Genomic DNA, 18,113 nt, shown 5'->3' on the forward strand with positions numbered 1-18,113 from the left:
CCGAGGTCGCGATGAATACCTTCTCACTACAAACGCGGTTGTACAGCGGTCAGGGCAGCCTGGCGGTGCTCAAGCGCTTTACCAATAAGCACATCTGGATAATCTGCGATGGTTTTCTGGCGCGCTCTCCGCTGCTGGATACCCTGCGTAACGCGCTGCCCGCAGATAACCGCATCAGCGTATTTAGCGAGATAACGCCGGACCCCACCATCCATACCGTGGTGCAGGGCATTGCGCAAATGCAGGCCCTGCAGCCGCAGGTGGTAATTGGTTTTGGCGGCGGCTCGGCAATGGACGCGGCGAAAGCGATTGTCTGGTTTAGCCAGCAGAGCGGAATCAACATCGAAACCTGCGTGGCGATCCCGACCACCAGCGGCACCGGTTCGGAAGTCACCAGCGCCTGCGTAATTAGCGACCCGGATAAAGGCATCAAGTACCCGCTGTTCAACAATGCGCTGTATCCGGATATGGCGATCCTTGACCCGGAGCTGGTGGTCAGCGTACCGCCGCAGATTACCGCCAACACCGGTATGGACGTGCTGACCCACGCCCTGGAAGCGTGGGTGTCACCGCACGCCAGCGACTTTACCGACGCGCTGGCGGAAAAGGCCGCCAAACTGGTGTTCCAGTATCTGCCCACGGCGGTGGAAAAAGGCGACTGCGTGGCGACGCGCGGGAAAATGCACAACGCTTCAACGCTCGCCGGGATGGCCTTCAGCCAGGCGGGGCTGGGGCTTAACCACGCGATAGCCCACCAGCTTGGCGGACAGTTTCATCTGCCGCACGGGCTGGCCAATGCGCTGCTGCTCACGACGGTGATCCGTTTTAACGCCGGAGTTCCGCGCGCCGCCAAACGCTACGCGCGGATGGCCAAAGCCTGCGGTTTTTGCCCGGCAGAAGCCAATGACGTTGCGGCAATCAATGCGCTGATTCAGCAAATCGAACTGCTTAAGCAACGCTGCGCCCTTCCCTCACTGGCCGTTGCGCTTAAAGAAGGAAGATCCGACTTTTCCGCACGTATTCCGGCGATGGTGCAGGCTGCGCTGGCTGACGTTACGCTGCGCACTAACCCGCGCCCGGCCAATGCCGAAGCCATTCGGGAACTGCTGGAGGAACTGCTATGAGTACCGCCGTCAACGTCGTTGAAATGTCTTATAGCGCTGATGAAATTCGCGAGCGCGTCCGCGCAGCGGGCGTTGTCGGCGCGGGCGGAGCAGGTTTTCCCGCTCACGTCAAACTACAGGCGCAGGTAGAGATTTTTCTGGTGAACGCCGCCGAGTGTGAACCGATGCTCAAAGTTGACCAGCAACTGATGTGGCAGCAGGCCGCGCGTCTTGTTCGCGGCGTGCAGTACGCGATGACGGCAACCGGCGCGCGCGAAGGGGTGATAGCCCTGAAAGAAAAATACCGCCGGGCCATCGACGCGCTCACCCCGCAGCTGCCAGCCGGTATCCGCCTGCATATCCTGCCGGATGTTTATCCTGCGGGCGATGAGGTGCTGACTATCTGGATGGCAACCGGCCGCCGGGTCGCCCCGGCTGCGCTACCGGCCAGCGTCGGCGTGGTCGTCAATAACGTGCAAACGGTGCTGAATATTGCCCGGGCGGTCGAGCAGCAGTTTCCGGTCACTCGTCGCACGTTGACCGTGAACGGCGCGGTCGCCAGACCGTTGACCGTTACCGTTCCTATCGGCATGTCACTGCATGAAGTGCTGGCGCTGGCGGGCGGCGCAACGGTCGACGCCCCTGGTTTTATTAACGGCGGCCCGATGATGGGTGGCCTGATTACCTCTCTTGATAACCCGGTGACGAAAACTACCGGCGGCCTGCTGGTGCTCCCCAAAAGCCATCCGCTTATCCAGCGGAGAATGCAGGACGAGCGCACGGTGCTTTCCGTCGCGCGCACCGTCTGCGAACAGTGCCGACTGTGTACCGATCTCTGTCCGCGACACCTGATCGGCCACGAACTCTCTCCGCACCTGCTGGTGCGGGCAGTGAACTTTCACCAGGCCGCCACGCCGCAGCTGCTGCTGAGCGCCCTTACCTGCTCGGAATGCAACGTTTGCGAAAGCGTGGCCTGCCCGGTGGGGATCTCGCCGATGCGCATCAACCGCATGTTAAAACGCGAGCTGCGGGCGCAAAACCAGCGCTACGAAGGGCCGCTGAATCCGGCCGACGAAATGGCGAAATATCGCCTGGTGCCGGTGAAGCGGCTGATCGCCAAACTGGGACTAAGCCCCTGGTACCAGGAAGCGCCGCTGGTTGAAGAAGAGCCGTCAGTAGAAAAAGTCACTTTGCAGCTGCGCCAGCATATTGGTGCCAGCGCAGTACCGACTGTTGCCGTCGGCGAGCGCGTGACGCGCGGGCAATGCGTTGCCGATATCCCGCCTGGCGCGCTCGGCGCACCCATTCACGCCAGCATCGACGGCATTGTTTCGGCCATCAGCGAACAGGCCATCACGGTTGTAAGAGGTTAACCATGTCTCAGGCTATAGGAATTTTAGAACTCACCAGCATCGCCAAAGGCATGGAGCTTGGTGATGCCATGCTGAAAAGCGCCAACGTTAATCTGCTGGTCAGCAAGACCATCTGCCCAGGTAAGTTTTTACTGATGCTGGGCGGTGATATCGGCGCTATCCAGCAGGCCATTGAAACCGGTACGTCGCAGGCCGGCGAGATGCTCGTCGACAGCCTGGTGCTGGCAAATATTCATCCCAGCGTACTTCCGGCCATCAGCGGCCTGAACAGCGTCGATAAGCGCCAGGCGGTCGGCATCGTCGAAACCTGGAGCGTAGCGGCCTGCATTAGCGCCGCAGACCGGGCGGTAAAAGGCTCAAACGTCACCCTGGTGCGAGTGCATATGGCCTTCGGCATCGGCGGTAAATGCTACATGGTGGTGGCGGGCGACGTTTCTGACGTCAATAACGCCGTGACGGTTGCCAGCGAAAGCGCGGGCGAGAAAGGGTTGCTGGTTTACCGCTCGGTGATCCCGCGCCCGCATGAAGCCATGTGGCGACAGATGGTGGAGGGATAATGGAAAGACAACCGACAACGGATCGCATGATTCAGGAATACGTTCCTGGAAAACAGGTCACCCTCGCGCACCTGATTGCTAATCCGGGAAAAGATTTATTTAAGAAGCTGGGCCTGCAGGATGCGGTGTCCGCCATTGGCATCCTTACCATTACGCCCAGCGAGGCGTCGATTATCGCCTGCGATATCGCCACTAAATCCGGCGCGGTGGAAATTGGTTTTCTCGATCGCTTTACCGGTGCCGTGGTGCTGACCGGCGACGTTTCCGCCGTCGAGTATGCCCTCAAGCAGGTAACGCGCACGCTGGGCGAAATGATGCAGTTCACCACCTGTTCGATCACCCGGACGTAACGTCATGAAGCGTTTGATGTTTATCGGCCCCAGCCAGTGCGGAAAAACCTCGCTGACCCAAAGCCTGCGCGGCGAAGCGCTCCATTATAAGAAAACCCAGGCCATTGAATGGTCGCCGATGGCCATCGACACGCCGGGCGAATACCTGGAGAACCGCTGCCTGTATAGCGCCCTGCTGACCAGCGCCTGCGAGGCCGACGTTATCGCCCTGGTGCTGAACGCCGACGCCCAGTGGTCGCCCTTTTCTCCGGGGTTTACCGCCCCGATGAACCGCCCGACGATTGGCCTGGTCACCAAGGCCGATCTCGCCGACCCGCAGCGTATTTCGCTGGTTGCGGAATGGCTTACGCAGGCTGGCGCCCGGCAGATTTTTATTACCAGCGCGTTGAATAATTCGGGTCTCGACGCCGTGCTGGATTTTCTGAATTCGAAGGAACCTTTATGTCTTACAAAATAATGGCCATTAACGCCGGTAGCTCATCGTTAAAATTTCAGCTGCTGGAGATGCCGCAGGGCGACATGCTCTGTCAGGGGCTGATTGAGCGTATCGATATGGCGGATGCGCAGGTGACAATTAAGACGCACAGCCAAAAATGGCAGGAAACCGTCCCCGTTGCCGATCATCGCGATGCGGTAACGCTGCTTCTGGAAAAGCTGCTGGGTTATCAAATCATTAACAGTTTGCGGGACATTGATGGGGTGGGCCATCGTGTGGCGCACGGCGGTGAGTTTTTTAAAGACTCGACGCTGGTCACGGATGAAACGTTAGCGCAAATCGAACGTCTTGCTGAACTGGCCCCGCTTCACAACCCGGTAAACGCGTTGGGTATTCACGTTTTTCGTCAACTGTTGCCTGATGCCCCTTCCGTAGCCGTGTTTGATACGGCATTTCACCAGACGCTGGATGAACCCGCCTATATTTACCCGCTTCCCTGGCATTATTACGCGGAACTGGGGATTCGCCGTTATGGCTTTCATGGCACCAGCCATAAGTATGTCAGCGGCGTTCTGGCGGAAAAGCTGGGCGTACCACTCAGCGCATTACGGGTGATTTGTTGTCATCTTGGAAACGGTAGCAGCATCTGCGCCATCAAGAACGGGCGTTCGGTCAATACGTCGATGGGCTTTACGCCGCAGTCAGGCGTGATGATGGGCACCCGTAGCGGAGATATTGATCCCTCTATTCTGCCGTGGATAGCCCAGCGCGAAAGCAAAACGCCGCAACAGTTGAATCAGTTATTAAATAATGAGTCAGGCTTGCTGGGCGTTTCTGGCGTGTCGTCTGATTACCGCGATGTCGAACAGGCAGCCAATACCGGTAACCGGCAGGCTAAACTCGCTCTCACTCTGTTTGCCGAACGCATTCGCGCCACCATTGGCAGCTATATTATGCAAATGGGAGGACTGGATGCGCTGGTATTCACTGGGGGAATTGGCGAGAACTCAGCGCGCGCCAGATCGGCGGTTTGCCATAATTTGCAATTTTTAGGCTTAGCCGTTGATGAAGAGAAAAATCAGCGTAATGCGACATTTATCCAGACGGAGAACGCCCTGGTGAAAGTCGCCGTCATCAACACCAACGAAGAGTTAATGATCGCACAAGACGTTATGCGCATTGCGCTACCGGCCTCGGAAGGGCTTTGTGTACCAGCCTGAGAGGGTTATACGACGCATTGCGGCAAGTCATGGTAATAACGCTTTTACCATGACACTATGCGCGCACACTATTCGTACCTGAAAGGTGATAACGTGGCTGTTGCGCAATGCCCCGCCTCATGCGGGGAACTTATCCAGGGATGGATTCTGGGCAGTGAGAAACTGGTCTCCTGCCCCGTTGACTGGTACAGCACCGTAGCAGTCACGGCTGCGCCGCCGTTGGTCAACGAGCGCCCATTGTCGCGGGCGATGGTGGAGCGCGTTCTGGCGCACTGGCAGTATCCTGCGCACTGGAGTAACGAGATTCGCGTCGATGTACGTTCGTCAATTCCCGTTGCCAAAGGCATGGCCAGCAGCACCGCAGATATTGCCGCTACGGCGGTGGCAACGGCGCATCATCTTGGCCATTCGCTGGATGAAACCACCCTTGCACAGCTTTGCGTCTCAATCGAACCCACTGATAGCACCGTTTTTCATCAGTTAACGCTGTTTGATCATAATAATGCGGTCACGCAAATCGCCTGCGAGCCACCGCCGCCAATCGATTTGCTGGTACTGGAAAGTCCGGTCACACTGCGCACGCAAGATTACCACCGTCTCCCTCGCCAGCAGAAATTAATAGCAAGTTCAGCAACCTTGCAGCAGGCCTGGAATCTGGTGCAGGAAGCCTGTATAACGCAAAATCCGCTCCGACTGGGTGAGGCGGCTACGCTTAGCGCTATCGCCAGCCAGACGCTGTTACCTAAGCCAGGATTTACCGCCCTGTTGTCGCTGGTCGAAGAGTGTGATTTATACGGATTGAACGTGGCACATAGCGGTAGCGTGGTGGGTCTGATGCTGGACCGGAAACATCATGATATTGCGCGCCTGAAAGGTAAGCTGGCAGAGAAAAAACTTACCCGACACTGGCCAAAACAACATTTACTCAAGATGGTCACTGGCGGGGTCAAACTGCAGTGAGAGCCTGATATACGCTCCCACTGCCGTAGCGCATTATTCGGCTTTTACATCGGCGTGTTTCATTTCGCCCATCGCTTTCAGCTTTTTGGAAATGTCGCGACGCTCTTTGGAGATTTCGGCATTTTTAATGATGTAGTCATCAACGCGATCTTCATAGTCGCTTTTCATGCTGGCGATGATACCCTGAATCGCCTCAACGCTCATACCTGGCTTGATGTAGTCGCTCAGGTTGTCCAGCAGCAGCACACGCTTCTGGTTGTCACGGATCTTCTTCTCAATGTCCTGAATTTCACGCTGCAGTTTATTTTTGCGACGGAACAGACGAACAAACTCCAGCACGTCCTGGAAAGAAGGCTTGGTTGTTTCCATTTTTACACCCCTGATAATGTGAGATTCGGATTCGTTAAGCAACTGCTAGTGGATAAACATTACGTTTATCCCCGTCATACTTCAAGCCGCCAGAGGAAACACCGTTACGTCGCCGTCTGGGGAAACCTGAAGGTTCGGGGATAAAATCGTTGCCAGTAGCACTCATTTTATCCTTATATTAGTATCATACTCTTAATCTTTGCTGAATCGAAGCAGCAACAAATTCATTCGCCCCATCTGCTTTTTATTTGCGCAAAGCCCGGCAGATCAAATGTGAAAGCAGTTCCAACTGTCGGGCAGTTTCCATACTTAGCCAAACATAGCCGTGGATGGGGGTTTCAGCCACCGCGTCGCCCTGCTGCTCGTTCATTAGCTGCCGCAACTCGGCAGCAATATCATTCAGTTTACCGGTGTTTGCCAGTACCGGCTGCGGGTTGCCTTCAAACAACGCGTGGGCGATCGTTAGCAAGGTTTGCTGCGTCATCTGCTGGGTTTCACGCAATGTGTGCGCGTTAAGCATCACAAAATGGCTGGCGCGCGTCGCCCAGTGGGCATTGATTTGTAATTCAAGCATACAAACCAGATTGCGGTTGATGGTCTGAATGGCCTCGAAAATAGATTTTTGTATCCGGGTTTCTTTACTGGCAGGCGTTATCAGCCCGCGCATTTTGACGACATCGTTCAGCAACCGTTGCAAATGTTTATCCAACCGGGGGCGCTCCAGCAAATTCGGCGACAGCGCTGCCTGATACACCCGATTATACGCCGTGACGCAATGCGCCAGTTGGATGCGCCAGTGCAAAAAGGCGCGCTGGGGCCAGATGCCGGTAAACAACATCGCCAGTAGCGACCCCAAAATCACATCCCCGCCACGCCATAATGCCGTATTCATATCACCAGCGGGAGCGCCGACAACAACGGCGAGCGTTATGCCTATCAGTAGCGCCTGATACGGTTTTTTCCCTAAGGCCAGCCAGCCGCACAAAAACATCGCTATCGCACACCACACCAGCATCAGCGGTAAGGAAAAGAGCTCCAGGCGTAGCGCCACCAGCCCTAACGCCGCGCCCAGGATCGTACCGCCTATGCGCTCAAAAGCACGAGGCACTACATTTCCCCAGAATGAGATGGGCCCCATAATCACCACTAACGTGATTAGCGGCCATGTGCCCTCGGGAATAGAAAACAGACGAACCAGCAGAAAGGTAAGAATGAACGCCAGGGCGATACGTATGCCATGCACGATGCGATAATGACGGTACAACCGTATTTCAAAAGGGCTTAATGACTTATCGGCACGCACGCTTGCGCTCCTTACGGGAATGGCAAAAAATGCATTGTACCTGCTTTATAGCAAAAATAGCGCACTGGCGGACGGAACACATTATCCGTCCGCTCTTTTCAGCCAGGAAACCAGTCGATCACTTCCGCTGTACCGGAATATACATTTCAATATCCCAGTATCCATCTTCCATGCCGTTATTCAGATAGGTTTCAAAACAGGGCGCAGAGGCTATCTGATAAGCGCTATCCTGCTCCAGGACGTCAAAAAACCGTTCCCACGGCTTCGCAAAGTCACGGTCTTCCACTCGCGCGACAGCAGTGGCATATTCGCCGCCTTCAATGGCGGTCACGATTACGCCTTCGCTATTGTCCGGCAGGATGAAATTCTCTGCCACGGACACCACGGTATCGCAGCGGAGTTTTTCCACAGGTACGACATCTGGATTGTCGTAATAGACGGCAATCCATTCAACTGGCACGATCCGCTGTCGATCCACCCACGTCATCAGTTGTTCAAAACCCTGCTTCACGGTGTGTTCCCATGGACCGACCATGTGGAAACCGGCTATCTTGCGTTTTTGTTCCTGCCTGATTTCGTAATCCATGCTGCCTCCGTCACTTTACTATACTGTATGAATGTACAGTATAATTACAGCCTTTTACGGTCACAAGGACAGCGTGATCATTTTGTGAGCAACCTCGCAATCCCGCCCTTTTGACACCTCAGATGACGGTGAACGGTGTGTGACAACGGCTTACGCTTTATGCTGAAAATAGTCGCTCAGACGAGAGAACATACCGCCTTTACCCACCGATTCCAGAGTGACCAGCGGCCACTGAGCGATCAGTTTATCCCGATCGTAGAGCTCTATTTCACCTACCTGTTGATGAGCAGCGATTGGCGCCTCCAGCTCTTTTCTATCCAGCACATATTTTGCTTTGATATGCGGAATTTCCGCTTTGGGCAGCGCCATCCAGAAATCCTGTTCCGTACCCAGCGCAATCTTTTCTTTGTCTCCATACCAGATTCGCTCGCTGCCCACTTTTTTACCGCTGTGCAAAATCTGCACCGTCGCAAAGTTTTGCTGGCCCCACTGCAACAGTTTTCGCGCCTGTTCCTCACGACCTTTCGAACTTTTCGCTCCCATCACGACGGCGATAAGTCGACGCTGCCCGTCCACCGCCGATGCGATAAGATTAAATCCCGCCCCCGATGTGTGTCCGGTTTTAAGCCCATCGATATGCATGGTCTTATCCCATAACAAGCCGTTGCGGTTCTGCTGCGTGATGCCGTTCCAGGTCAGGCTTTTCTCGCTGTACATGTGATAAAATTCAGGTTCGCCGTGAATAATCGCCCGGGAGAGTACGGCCAGATCATACGCGGAGCTATGTTGTCCCGGCGCATCCAGACCGTGGACGGTTTCAAAATGGGTATCCTGTAAATTGAGTTTTTTCACATAGCTGTTCATCATCGCCACAAACTGCGGCTGCCCGCCCGCGATATAATCCGCCAGCGCCACACAGGCATCGTTACCGGAATCCACGATTAAGCCACGACTTAAATCACGCACCGACACGCGATCCCCTTCTTTTAAAAACATCAACGAGGAGCCGACAAACACCGGATTATCCTTCGCCCAGGCGTCGCGCCCAACGGTGACGATATCGTCAGGGCTGATACGATGACTATCGATGGCGCGATCGACGACGTAGCCCGTCATGAGCTTGGTAAGGCTGGCGGGATTACGTTGCTGGTGTTCATTACCGGCGGTAAGAACCTGTCCCGTAGTGTAATCCATCAACACCCAGGCGCCTGCATCAATGGCTGGCGGTTGGGGAGCAAAACTTACGGCATCGGCCGCAAGCGCAGGAGAAAGGTGCATCGCGAATAAAGAAGCGGCAATAAACAAACGGCGTTTCAACAGCATGTCCTCAGGATGGTCTCAATTTGCCGTTCTTTTTACGGAAGTTCAGTTAAACAAACATGGATAAATTGCAAGAAAATGTGACACAAGGCACATTTTCTTGCTGACATTATTTTATGGATACGCTCAGACGGCGGACTTATCCCCGCGCGGCGCGGTACGATGACGATGATAGCCGTCAACCATGCTACGGAAAATTTGTCCCGGCGTGTCGCCAAGAGTACACAGATAGAGATGCGCGCAAATAAACAGTAAGCCGATGATAGCAAGCGCCATATGCAACACCAGCATCACAGGGCCCAGACCCGCAACCTGCGGATAGAGACACAGCAAACCGGTGATGATTAACAGCGGTACCAGCGCGTACATAATCGCCAGATATGCCAGTTGTTGCAGTGGATTGAACTTATTCTGCTCTGTTGCCGCGAACGGATGCGCTTCCCCTTTCATAATGCCAAAAAGGTAAAAACGCGTCTGGCGTATGCAGCGCGTTACCAGTCCGGAAAAATTTACCCGATAGTGACGCCCGTTACCTGTGGTGAGGTTGATCAGCACAAACCCGACCCAGAAAGCCAGTAAGGCAAAACCACACCAGGTATGCACTTGTACCATTAGCGCTACAGGGCCGAGAGAAAAATGACCAAATAAACCGCTTAACAGTAATAAAACAAACAGTAACGCATTTCCCCAATGCCAACGGCGAATCGCCAGCGAGTAGAGATAGTCACGATGCTCTTCGCCGCCCGCCGTTTTTGGCGCCAGCATCCGGCGCAATAACGCATGGATAACCAGCCCAACAAGCATGAGCAGCACCACGACGCCTGCGTAAATTAACCACAGCGGCCAATAATCTGGCGCATAATGTAGTTCCGCTCCCCAGATAGTATTCATGCTTTACCCTCCTGATGGACTTCTTTACGACGGTACAGACTGACCGCGCCGCTACGCGCCTCCTGCTGGCGATAGACCTCTTTCTGACCGACCCAGCGCTGGATCTCGCTCTCATCCAGTCTGCCGAATTTCAGCGCGTCCGTTGGGCAAACGGATACGCACGCCGGAGACTGGCCAGCCGCCAACCGCGTGTCGGCACAGAAGTTACACTTGTCGGCGACACCGGTTTGCGGATTCAAATAGCGCACATGGAAAGGACACGCGGCAACACAATAATCGCAGCCAATACAGCGCGATTTATCCACCTGCACGATCCCGTTTTCATCACGATATGACGCTCCGGTAGGACAAACGCTGACACATGGCGCATTTTCACAGTGCTGACAGGAGACGCGGACAAATTGAAAATGGGTTAGTGCGTTGGATGCCTGTTCAGGGGCGCGAATTTGTACCTGTACGCGGCTAAATCCCTCCGGTACGTCATTAAGCACTTTGCAGGCAACGGTACACGCCTGGCAGCCGATACAACGTTTTTCATCATGCAGCATGACGTACTGATTCGTTAAATGATTCATGGTTCCCTCCTCCCTCATGCCCGGCTCAGCGTCACGCCTGCGGTATGCACTACCGTACCGGATACCGGACTCGTCACGTGCGGCAGTAAATTGCCACAGTGGATACCGTGTGTCGTCGCCGCCGTTTTGGCCCCAGCTTTAGCGCCAAATCCCATATAGACAAAAAGCGTGTCCGGGCGGATTCCGGGCGTCACCAGCGCCTTACCTTTCTCTTTACCCGTAGCATTTTCCAGCCAGATCTCATCGCCGGTCTTAATGCCTTTTTCTTGCGCCGTTTGCGGATGGACCCAGACCGCGTTATCCCACATTAGCTCGCTGAGTAAAGGTACGTACTGCGTCGCGCCATTGGTATGCACGGCCACCTTGCCCTGAATGAAGTAAAGCTCATTCTCTTTTTTAAGCGCAAAGTCACGAACGCGCGGAACGCCGTAGCCTGGGAGCAATTCCTCCAGAGTTGAGGAATAAAGTTCGATTTTGCCGGAGGGCGATTTGAAGCGAAGCTGTTCGCCATAGGTGTTGTCGCTATCCGTCGCGATAGCGCCGGGGTAACGCGCCGTAAACTGACGAACGGATTCTGGTTCGCGTAATAGCAGCGGAACGCCCCATTCGAGATACCCTTTCTGTCGCAGTTCCTTCGCTAAGGCATGGTCGCCGTTCAACTGATAGAGTTGGCGCGTCTGCATATCCTGCCACGGATAGTACTGCCCTAATCCCAACTGCTCGCCCAGCTCTTTCCAGATTTGCCAGCTTGGACGCGCCTCGCCAATCGGCTCTACGACCTGTTGGCGCAGAGCGTAAGCCGGGTGCAGTCCCGACATATCCGATACCTCTTCGTCCCGTTCGAGATAAGTGCATTCCGGCAGCAGATAGTCGGCATACGCCGCGCTCTCGCTCAAATAGACATCGCAACTGACCACCAGATCCAGTTGCTCAACGGTTTTTACCAGGTCCGAACGACAGGTGACGGTCTGGAAAGGATTATGCCGCGACATAATCCACGCCTTTATCGGGTAAGGCTTCTGGGTTAACGCCGCGTCAATAATGCTTTGCACCACGCCGCCGCCAGCGGCGATATATTTAAACTGCGGTGCGACCAAATCGATGCGTTGCGCCGTCGGTTTCGGCATATTTTTAATGTTGAGTTTCGCCAGCGTTGGCGCGACCTTTTCTCCGGCCAGTTTATTGTAAACAGACGCGTTTTTTTTCTGATATAGCCCGCCTTCGCGCTCAATATTACCGAGCAGCACATTAAGCGTAAAAATCATACGCCGCATATCGATCTCTTCCTGCGAGAACGTCGCGCGATGACCAGGACTGACAATAGCGTGAGGCGCGCAGGCAGCCAGTTCGCGTGTCACCCGGACAATAACGTCGGCTGGGACATCGGCCTGCGCGGCGGCCCATTCCGGCGTCGTCTCTTTTACCGCCTGTGCTAACTGTTCAAATCCGCTGGTATAACGCTCAACAAAAGACGCATCGTAGAGCTGTTCATCAATCATGACATGGCACATCGCCAGCAGAACCGCTAAATCCCCCCCGGGACGAATAGCGTGCCACTCATCCGCCTTGCTGGAAAATATCGACAGACGCGGATCGAAGCTCACCATTTTGGCCCCCTTCTCCTGCGCGGTCATTAACTCATGGGTATCGGCAACTTCAATCCCTTCATACAAATTGTGGCCAAACGAAACCAGATAGCGCGTGTTAGCGATATCCATCGCCAGATCGCCGCCCATCATCACTTTTGCCGCAATGGCTTTCCCGGCAGGGCATGTTGAGGCGTGAGTAAAGGTATTAGGCGAACCAAAGGCCGTAGCCAGATGGAAAAGATGGCTGGAGAGCGAGCCCGATTTGGAAGAGAAAGCCACGCTCTCGGGGCCATGCTGCGCTTTGATGGCATTCATTTTCGCCGCGATTTCCTGGTAAGCCTGTTGCCAGCTAATCACCTGCCATTCACCGTCGCCGCGTGGCCCGGTGCGTTTCATAGGTTTTACAATCCGTTGCGGGTCATTGACCAGGCTGACGCCGCTCCCGCCCCTGGCGCATATGCGCGTCCCCTGCTGCGGCGCAGAAGGATTGCCCTGGATAAAAACGGTCTTGTTATTGACTACCTGCGCCTGAATAGGGCAACGAAAGGAACACATTTCGCACAAGCTTGGCGTTAGCGTGGTTTTACCGTTAATGCCGGCAATCGGGTTGCGCGCCAGCGCCCCGGGCGGAAAAGCGCCCAGCGCGCAGGCAGAGCAGCCGATGCCCACCCCCTGCAAAAAAGAACGACGACTAATGCTCATATAACCTCCTGTTATTAGATATAGCTGAAGATTATATTTAATTTGTATTATGAAATGTCGGCTTCAATCACAATTTGAAATAGTTGTTAAAATGAGCATGTCAACACGATAAAACCTTTTATTTTATAAATATTTTACATTTCCTGAACACGCACATGGACTGTCATTGAATAATCAGCAGAATTACCAAACAACCCGCTGTTAATTATAAAAATGATACAATTCCAATAACACGTAATAATATTTAAAAGAAAACGATTATTTCCTGAAAAGCGATTTCACGCGCTTTACGCAGTTCTTTCTCATACGCGCCGGAACGTCAGCCGACGATATCCCGAATGCCGGTGAAAAACGCTGGTTGCGCATCGAAGCGAGTTTACTTTTGCGTGCACACGGGCTTCGTTACCCGACCCGCTCCCTTATGCCTGGATTTTTCCGCAGATACGTCAGCGTCCCACAATACGGTGACATGATGACAGGATGGACACTTTCTGAAAGAAACCTGCCAGATAACATGGTGAATTGTGATCTCCATCGCCATACCGACATATGAAGCTTACTTTTAAGGCGTTAAAAATCCAGACCGTTTTTCCATAATGATGTTGATAAGGAATTCTAATGAAGATATCATCAGGCGCAATTAATTTTTCTACTATTCCTAACCAGGTTAAAAAATTAATTACCTCTATTCGTGAACATACGAAAAACGGGCTCGCCTCAAAAATAACCAGTGTTAAAAACACGCATACATCTTTAAATGAAAAATTTAAAACAGGAAAGGACTCACCGATTGAGTTCGCGTTACCACAAAAAATAAAAGACTTCTTTCAGCCGAAAGATAAAAACACCTTAAACAAAACATTGATTACTGTTAAAAATATTAAAGATACAAATAATGCAGTTAAGAAAAATATTTCAGCAGAAGATGTCTCAAAAATGAATGCAGCATTCATGCGTAAGCATATTGCAAATCAATCACGTGATTATAATTACAGAGTGACAGGTGCGGCCCCGCTCCCCGGTGGAGTCTCTGTATCAGCTAATAACAGGCCCACGGTTTCTGAAGGTAGAACACCACCAGTATCACCCTCCCTCTCACTTCAGGCTACGTCTTCCCCGTCATCACCTGCCGACTGGGCTAAGAAACTCACGGATGCACTTTTACGGCAGAAAGCCGGAGAAACCCTTACGACCGCAGATCGCGATTTTTCAAACGCAGATTTCCGTAATATTACATTCAGCAAAATATTGCCCACCAGCTTCATGGAGCGAGACGGCGATATTATTAAGGGGTTCAACTTTTCAAATTCAAAATTTACTTATTCTGATATATCTCATTTACATTTTGACGAATGCCGATTCACTTATTCGACACTGAGTGATGTAGTCTGCAGTAATACAAAATTTAGTAATTCAGACATGAATGAACTGATTTTACAGTATTCAATTACTACACGACAACAGCCGTCTTTTATTAATACAACATTAAAAAATACGTTTATACGTCACAAAGCCAACCTCTCTGGCGTTATTTTAAATGAACCGGATAATTCATCACCTCCGTCAGTGTCAGGGGGCGGAAATTTTATTCGTCTAGGTGATATCTGGCTGCAAATGCCACTCCTTTGGAGTGAGAACGCTGTGGATGGATTTTTAAATCATGAGCACAATAATGGTAAAAGTATTCTGATGACCATTGACAGCCTGCCCGATAAATACAGTCAGGAAAAAGTCCGGGCAATGGAAGACCTGGTGAAGTCATTGCGGGGTGGCCGCTTAACAGAAGCATGTATCCGGCCAGTTGAAAGTTCGCTGGTAAGCGTACTGGCCCACCCTCCCTATACGCAAAGTGCGCTTATCCGCGAGTGGCTCGGGCCTGTTCAGGAACGTTTTTTTGCCCACCAGTGCCAGACCTATAATGACGTTCCCCTGCCGACTCCTGACACATATTATCAGCAGCGCATACTGCCTGTGTTGCTGGATTCGTTTGACAGGAACAGCGCCGCCATGACCACTCACAGCGGACTCTTTAATCAGGTGATTTTACACTGTATGACAGGCGTGGACTGCACTGATGGCACCCGCCAGAAAGCTGCAGCGCTTTATGAACAGTATCTTGCTCACCCGGCGGTGTCTCCCCACATCCATAATGGGCTCTTCGGCAATTATGACGGCAGCCCGGACTGGACAACCCGCGCTGCAGATAATTTCCTGCTGCTTTCCTCCCAGGATTCAGACACGGCGATGATGCTCTCCACTGACACGCTGTTAACAATGCTAAACCCCACTCCTGACACTGCATGGGACAACTTTTACCTGCTGCGAGCCGGAGAGAACGTTTCCACCGCGCAAATCTCTCCGGTAGAGTTATTCCGTCATGACTTTCCGGTGTTTCTCGCCGCATTTAATCAGCAGGCCACGCAGCGACGCTTTGGGGAGCTGATTGATATCATCCTCAGCACTGAAGAGCACGGGGAGCTGAACCAGCAGTTTATTGCCGCCACGAACCAGAAACATTCCACCGTGAAGTTGATTGATGATGCCTCAGTGTCGCGTCTGGCCACCATTTTTGACCCCTTGCTTCCTGAAGGCAAACTCAGCCCGGCACACTACCAGCACATCCTCAGTGCTTATCACCTGACGGACGCCACCCCACAGAAGCAGGCGGAAACCCTGTTCTGTCTCAGTACCGCATTCGCACGCTATTCCTCCAGCGCCATTTTTGGCACTGAGCATGACTCTCCGCCGGCCCTGAGAGGCTATGCGGAGGCGCTGATGCAGAAAGCCTGGGAGCTGTCTCCGGCGATATTCCCATCCAGCGAACAGTTTACCGAGTGGTCCGACCGTTTTCACGGCCTCCATGGCGCCTTTACCTGTACCAGCGTTGTGGCGGATAGTATGCAACGTCATGCCAGAAAATATTTCCCGAGTGTTCTGTCATCCATCCTGCCACTGGCCTGGGCCTAGTCCAGCCTCAACCCGCATGAAATTAAGGGACACAGCGTTGTGTCCCTCTGTACATAGACCCGTTTTAGTCCATGCATTTTTTGAGATCCCGGCCAGATTGCCCCTGGCCTAAATTCCATACAGTACTAAATCAGAATCAGTAATTTCAGATGGACCGGAATATGGTTTACCATAGAGGGAGCGTAGCTTAGTGTCGCTGATGGTCATTTTAGTATTTTGTACTCAATGATTTTAATGTTTATGTACTCACCATCGCATGTACGAACATTAGCAACAATATCAATTGGTGTACAAATACAATCAATCAACGACAAAATAAAAGAATAAAATATTTCATATACAGATAACATCAGGCGTGTACATCAAGTGACAGTTAAAAACGACAGCATACAGAGCACATTCCTCTTCCACGATTACGAAACCTTCGGTACGCATCCGGCCCTCGACAGACCAGCGCAATTCGCCGCGCTCCGTACGGATAACGACTTCAACGTTATTGGCGAGCCGGAGGTGTTTTATTGCAAACCCGCCGATGATTATCTACCGCAGCCCGGCGCGGTGCTGATTACCGGCATCACGCCGCAGGAAGCGCGTGAGAAAGGAGAAAACGAAGCCGCTTTCGCCAGACGCATTCATGCGCTGTTTACCGTTCCTAAAACCTGCGTTGTGGGCTACAACAATGTGCGTTTTGATGATGAAGTCACGCGCAATATTTTTTATCGCAACTTTTACGATCCCTACGCCTGGAGCTGGCAGCATGATAATTCACGTTGGGATCTATTGGATGTCATGCGCGCCTGTTATGCGCTGCGCCCGGAGGGAATTAACTGGCCGGAAAACGACGACGGCCTGCCCAGCTTTCGTCTGGAACATTTAACCCAGGCGAACGGGATCGAACACAGCAACGCGCATGATGCGATGGCGGATGTCTACGCCACTATTGCGATGGCGCAACTGGTGAAAACACGCCAGCCGCGACTGTTTGATTATCTTTATAGCCACCGCAGTAAACATAAACTGGCGGCGCTGATTGACGTTCCGCAAATGAAGCCGCTGGTGCATGTCTCCGGCATGTTTGGCGCGTGGCGCGGTAATACAAGCTGGGTCGCGCCGCTGGCGTGGCATCCTGAAAACCGTAACGCGGTGATCATGGTCGATTTAGCAGGCGATATTTCTCCTCTTCTTGAGCTGGACAGCGACACCCTTCGCGAGCGGCTTTATACGGCCAAAGCCGATCTTGGCGATCACGTCGCAGTGCCGGTAAAGCTGGTGCATATCAATAAATGTCCGGTACTGGCGCAGGCGAATACCTTGCGCCCGGAGGATGCCGACCGACTGGGAATTAACCGCCAGCATTGCCTGGATAACCTGAAAGTGCTACGTGAAAACCCGCAGGTCCGCGACAAAGTGGTGGCGATTTTCGCCGAAGCCGAACCTTTTGCCGCCTCGGATAACGTTGATGCCCAGCTCTATGATGGTTTTTTCAGCGATGCCGATCGCGCAGCCATGAAAATCGTACTCGAAACCGAGCCGCGTAACCTACCCGCGCTGGACATTACTTTTGTCGATAAGCGCATTGAGAAGCTGCTGTTTAATTACCGCGCACGCAATTTTCCCGGTACGCTGGATGACGCAGAGCAGCAGCGCTGGCTGGAGCATCGCCGTCAGGTGCTGACGCCGGAGTTTTTACAACAGTATGCCAATGAATTGCAGATGCTTTCTCAGCAGTATGCGGAAGATAAAACGAAGCTGGGGTTGCTGAAATCACTGTGGCAGTACGCAACTGAGATTGTGTAATTGACCAATGCCTGA

16 protein-coding genes and 2 pseudogenes are annotated in these 18,113 nt (G+C 53.0%); 9 read left to right on the forward strand and 9 right to left on the reverse strand.

The genetic code is table 11. From position 1 onward, the window contains the following. Positions 1 to 11: 11 nt before the first annotated feature. From pduQ to pduX, 7 genes are all read left to right on the forward strand, one after another. Complete coding sequence (gene pduQ / locus ABVN44_RS02380) at positions 12 to 1,124, forward strand: 1-propanol dehydrogenase PduQ (RefSeq protein WP_023231311.1); 1,113 nt, start codon at positions 12 to 14, stop codon at positions 1,122 to 1,124. Then, a complete protein-coding gene (gene pduS, locus ABVN44_RS02385; RefSeq protein ID WP_023231310.1) occupies positions 1,121 to 2,476 on the forward strand; it encodes a cobalamin reductase PduS in 1,356 nt (451 codons plus the stop codon). The genes pduQ and pduS overlap by 4 nt, the downstream gene beginning before the upstream one ends. Before the next feature lie 2 nt (positions 2,477 to 2,478). Next, complete coding sequence (gene pduT / locus ABVN44_RS02390) at positions 2,479 to 3,033, forward strand: propanediol utilization microcompartment protein PduT (RefSeq protein WP_000075777.1); 555 nt, start codon at positions 2,479 to 2,481, stop codon at positions 3,031 to 3,033. Continuing rightward, complete coding sequence (gene pduU / locus ABVN44_RS02395) at positions 3,033 to 3,383, forward strand: propanediol utilization microcompartment protein PduU (RefSeq protein ID WP_000441103.1); 351 nt, start codon at positions 3,033 to 3,035, stop codon at positions 3,381 to 3,383. Before pduT ends, pduU begins: the two co-directional genes overlap by 1 nt. A gap of 4 nt (positions 3,384 to 3,387) precedes the next feature. Then, on the forward strand, positions 3,388 to 3,840 hold the full coding sequence (pduV, locus tag ABVN44_RS02400) for a propanediol utilization protein PduV (protein WP_000826272.1): 453 nt from the start codon (positions 3,388 to 3,390) through the stop codon (positions 3,838 to 3,840). Beyond that, a complete protein-coding gene (gene pduW, locus ABVN44_RS02405; RefSeq protein ID WP_023231309.1) occupies positions 3,825 to 5,039 on the forward strand; it encodes a propanediol utilization propionate kinase PduW in 1,215 nt (404 codons plus the stop codon). Before pduV ends, pduW begins: the two co-directional genes overlap by 16 nt. 93 nt (positions 5,040 to 5,132) lie before the next feature. Then, a complete protein-coding gene (pduX, locus tag ABVN44_RS02410) occupies positions 5,133 to 5,999 on the forward strand; it encodes an L-threonine kinase PduX (RefSeq protein ID WP_001805106.1) in 867 nt (288 codons plus the stop codon). 33 nt (positions 6,000 to 6,032) lie between these two features. Here pduX and ABVN44_RS02415 read toward each other — a convergent pair whose 3' ends face one another. The 8 genes and pseudogenes from ABVN44_RS02415 to ABVN44_RS02450 all read right to left on the reverse strand — a co-directional run. Further along, positions 6,033 to 6,368: a DUF496 family protein gene (locus tag ABVN44_RS02415; RefSeq protein WP_000450405.1), complete on the reverse strand. Its 336-nt coding sequence runs from the start codon at positions 6,366 to 6,368 to the stop codon at positions 6,033 to 6,035. 244 nt (positions 6,369 to 6,612) lie between these two features. After that, the gene (locus ABVN44_RS02420; protein WP_001200858.1) at positions 6,613 to 7,671 is read right to left on the reverse strand and encodes an FUSC family protein; all 1,059 of its coding nucleotides are present in this window, start codon (positions 7,669 to 7,671) and stop codon (positions 6,613 to 6,615) included. Between the two features lie 118 nt (positions 7,672 to 7,789). Further along, positions 7,790 to 8,257, reverse strand: coding sequence for a DNA gyrase inhibitor SbmC (gene sbmC, locus ABVN44_RS02425; RefSeq protein WP_020898962.1), 468 nt, complete (start codon positions 8,255 to 8,257; stop codon positions 7,790 to 7,792). 150 nt (positions 8,258 to 8,407) lie between these two features. Further along, positions 8,408 to 9,580 carry a serine-type D-Ala-D-Ala carboxypeptidase DacD gene (gene dacD, locus ABVN44_RS02430; protein WP_000925042.1) on the reverse strand — a complete coding sequence of 391 codons (1,173 nt, stop codon included), beginning with the start codon at positions 9,578 to 9,580 and terminating at the stop codon, positions 8,408 to 8,410. A gap of 123 nt (positions 9,581 to 9,703) precedes the next feature. After that, positions 9,704 to 10,468 carry a thiosulfate reductase cytochrome B subunit gene (phsC, locus tag ABVN44_RS02435; protein WP_001092553.1) on the reverse strand — a complete coding sequence of 255 codons (765 nt, stop codon included), beginning with the start codon at positions 10,466 to 10,468 and terminating at the stop codon, positions 9,704 to 9,706. After that, on the reverse strand, positions 10,465 to 11,043 hold the full coding sequence (gene phsB / locus ABVN44_RS02440; protein WP_001016236.1) for a thiosulfate reductase electron transport protein PhsB: 579 nt from the start codon (positions 11,041 to 11,043) through the stop codon (positions 10,465 to 10,467). Before phsB ends, phsC begins: the two co-directional genes overlap by 4 nt. A gap of 14 nt (positions 11,044 to 11,057) precedes the next feature. Then, entirely contained in the window at positions 11,058 to 13,334 is a 2,277-nt protein-coding gene (phsA, locus tag ABVN44_RS02445) for a thiosulfate reductase PhsA (RefSeq protein ID WP_023231308.1), read from the reverse strand. A gap of 259 nt (positions 13,335 to 13,593) precedes the next feature. Continuing rightward, positions 13,594 to 13,686, reverse strand: a pseudogene (locus ABVN44_RS02450) (heavy metal-binding domain-containing protein); the annotation flags it as partial. Positions 13,687 to 13,952: 266 nt separating this feature from the next. On the opposite strand from ABVN44_RS02450, the gene sopA reads away from it, so the two are divergent. Beyond that, on the forward strand, positions 13,953 to 16,301 hold the full coding sequence (sopA, locus tag ABVN44_RS02455; protein WP_023231307.1) for an SPI-1 type III secretion system effector HECT-type E3 ubiquitin transferase SopA: 2,349 nt from the start codon (positions 13,953 to 13,955) through the stop codon (positions 16,299 to 16,301). A gap of 129 nt (positions 16,302 to 16,430) precedes the next feature. Here the strand turns inward: sopA and ABVN44_RS02460 are convergent. Beyond that, positions 16,431 to 16,508, reverse strand: a pseudogene (locus ABVN44_RS02460) (hypothetical protein); the annotation flags it as partial. Between the two features lie 159 nt (positions 16,509 to 16,667). On the opposite strand from ABVN44_RS02460, the gene sbcB reads away from it, so the two are divergent. Beyond that, positions 16,668 to 18,098 (forward strand): exodeoxyribonuclease I, encoded by a 1,431-nt coding sequence (gene sbcB / locus ABVN44_RS02465; RefSeq protein ID WP_000216702.1) that lies wholly within the window; start codon positions 16,668 to 16,670, stop codon positions 18,096 to 18,098. Positions 18,099 to 18,113: the final 15 nt, after the last annotated feature.

It is taken from the genome of Salmonella sp. SJTUF15570, assembly GCF_043357055.1.
GTDB classification, from domain to species: domain Bacteria; phylum Pseudomonadota; class Gammaproteobacteria; order Enterobacterales; family Enterobacteriaceae; genus Salmonella; species Salmonella enterica.

What these genes read in the sequence shown, in the direction of transcription:
- sopA (WP_023231307.1), top strand. Translation starts at nt 13,953, where the DNA reads ATGAAGATATCATCAGGCGCAATTAATTTTTCTACTATTCCTAACCAG.
- pduW (WP_023231309.1), top strand. Translation starts at nt 3,825, where the DNA reads ATGTCTTACAAAATAATGGCCATTAACGCCGGTAGCTCATCGTTAAAA.
- phsC (WP_001092553.1), bottom strand. Translation starts at nt 10,468, where the DNA reads ATGAATACTATCTGGGGAGCGGAACTACATTATGCGCCAGATTATTGG.
- pduU (WP_000441103.1), top strand. Translation starts at nt 3,033, where the DNA reads ATGGAAAGACAACCGACAACGGATCGCATGATTCAGGAATACGTTCCT.
- phsB (WP_001016236.1), bottom strand. Translation starts at nt 11,043, where the DNA reads ATGAATCATTTAACGAATCAGTACGTCATGCTGCATGATGAAAAACGT.
- sbmC (WP_020898962.1), bottom strand. Translation starts at nt 8,257, where the DNA reads ATGGATTACGAAATCAGGCAGGAACAAAAACGCAAGATAGCCGGTTTC.
- pduQ (WP_023231311.1), top strand. Translation starts at nt 12, where the DNA reads ATGAATACCTTCTCACTACAAACGCGGTTGTACAGCGGTCAGGGCAGC.
- phsA (WP_023231308.1), bottom strand. Translation starts at nt 13,334, where the DNA reads ATGAGCATTAGTCGTCGTTCTTTTTTGCAGGGGGTGGGCATCGGCTGC.
- pduV (WP_000826272.1), top strand. Translation starts at nt 3,388, where the DNA reads ATGAAGCGTTTGATGTTTATCGGCCCCAGCCAGTGCGGAAAAACCTCG.
- ABVN44_RS02415 (WP_000450405.1), bottom strand. Translation starts at nt 6,368, where the DNA reads ATGGAAACAACCAAGCCTTCTTTCCAGGACGTGCTGGAGTTTGTTCGT.
- pduS (WP_023231310.1), top strand. Translation starts at nt 1,121, where the DNA reads ATGAGTACCGCCGTCAACGTCGTTGAAATGTCTTATAGCGCTGATGAA.
- dacD (WP_000925042.1), bottom strand. Translation starts at nt 9,580, where the DNA reads ATGCTGTTGAAACGCCGTTTGTTTATTGCCGCTTCTTTATTCGCGATG.
- pduT (WP_000075777.1), top strand. Translation starts at nt 2,479, where the DNA reads ATGTCTCAGGCTATAGGAATTTTAGAACTCACCAGCATCGCCAAAGGC.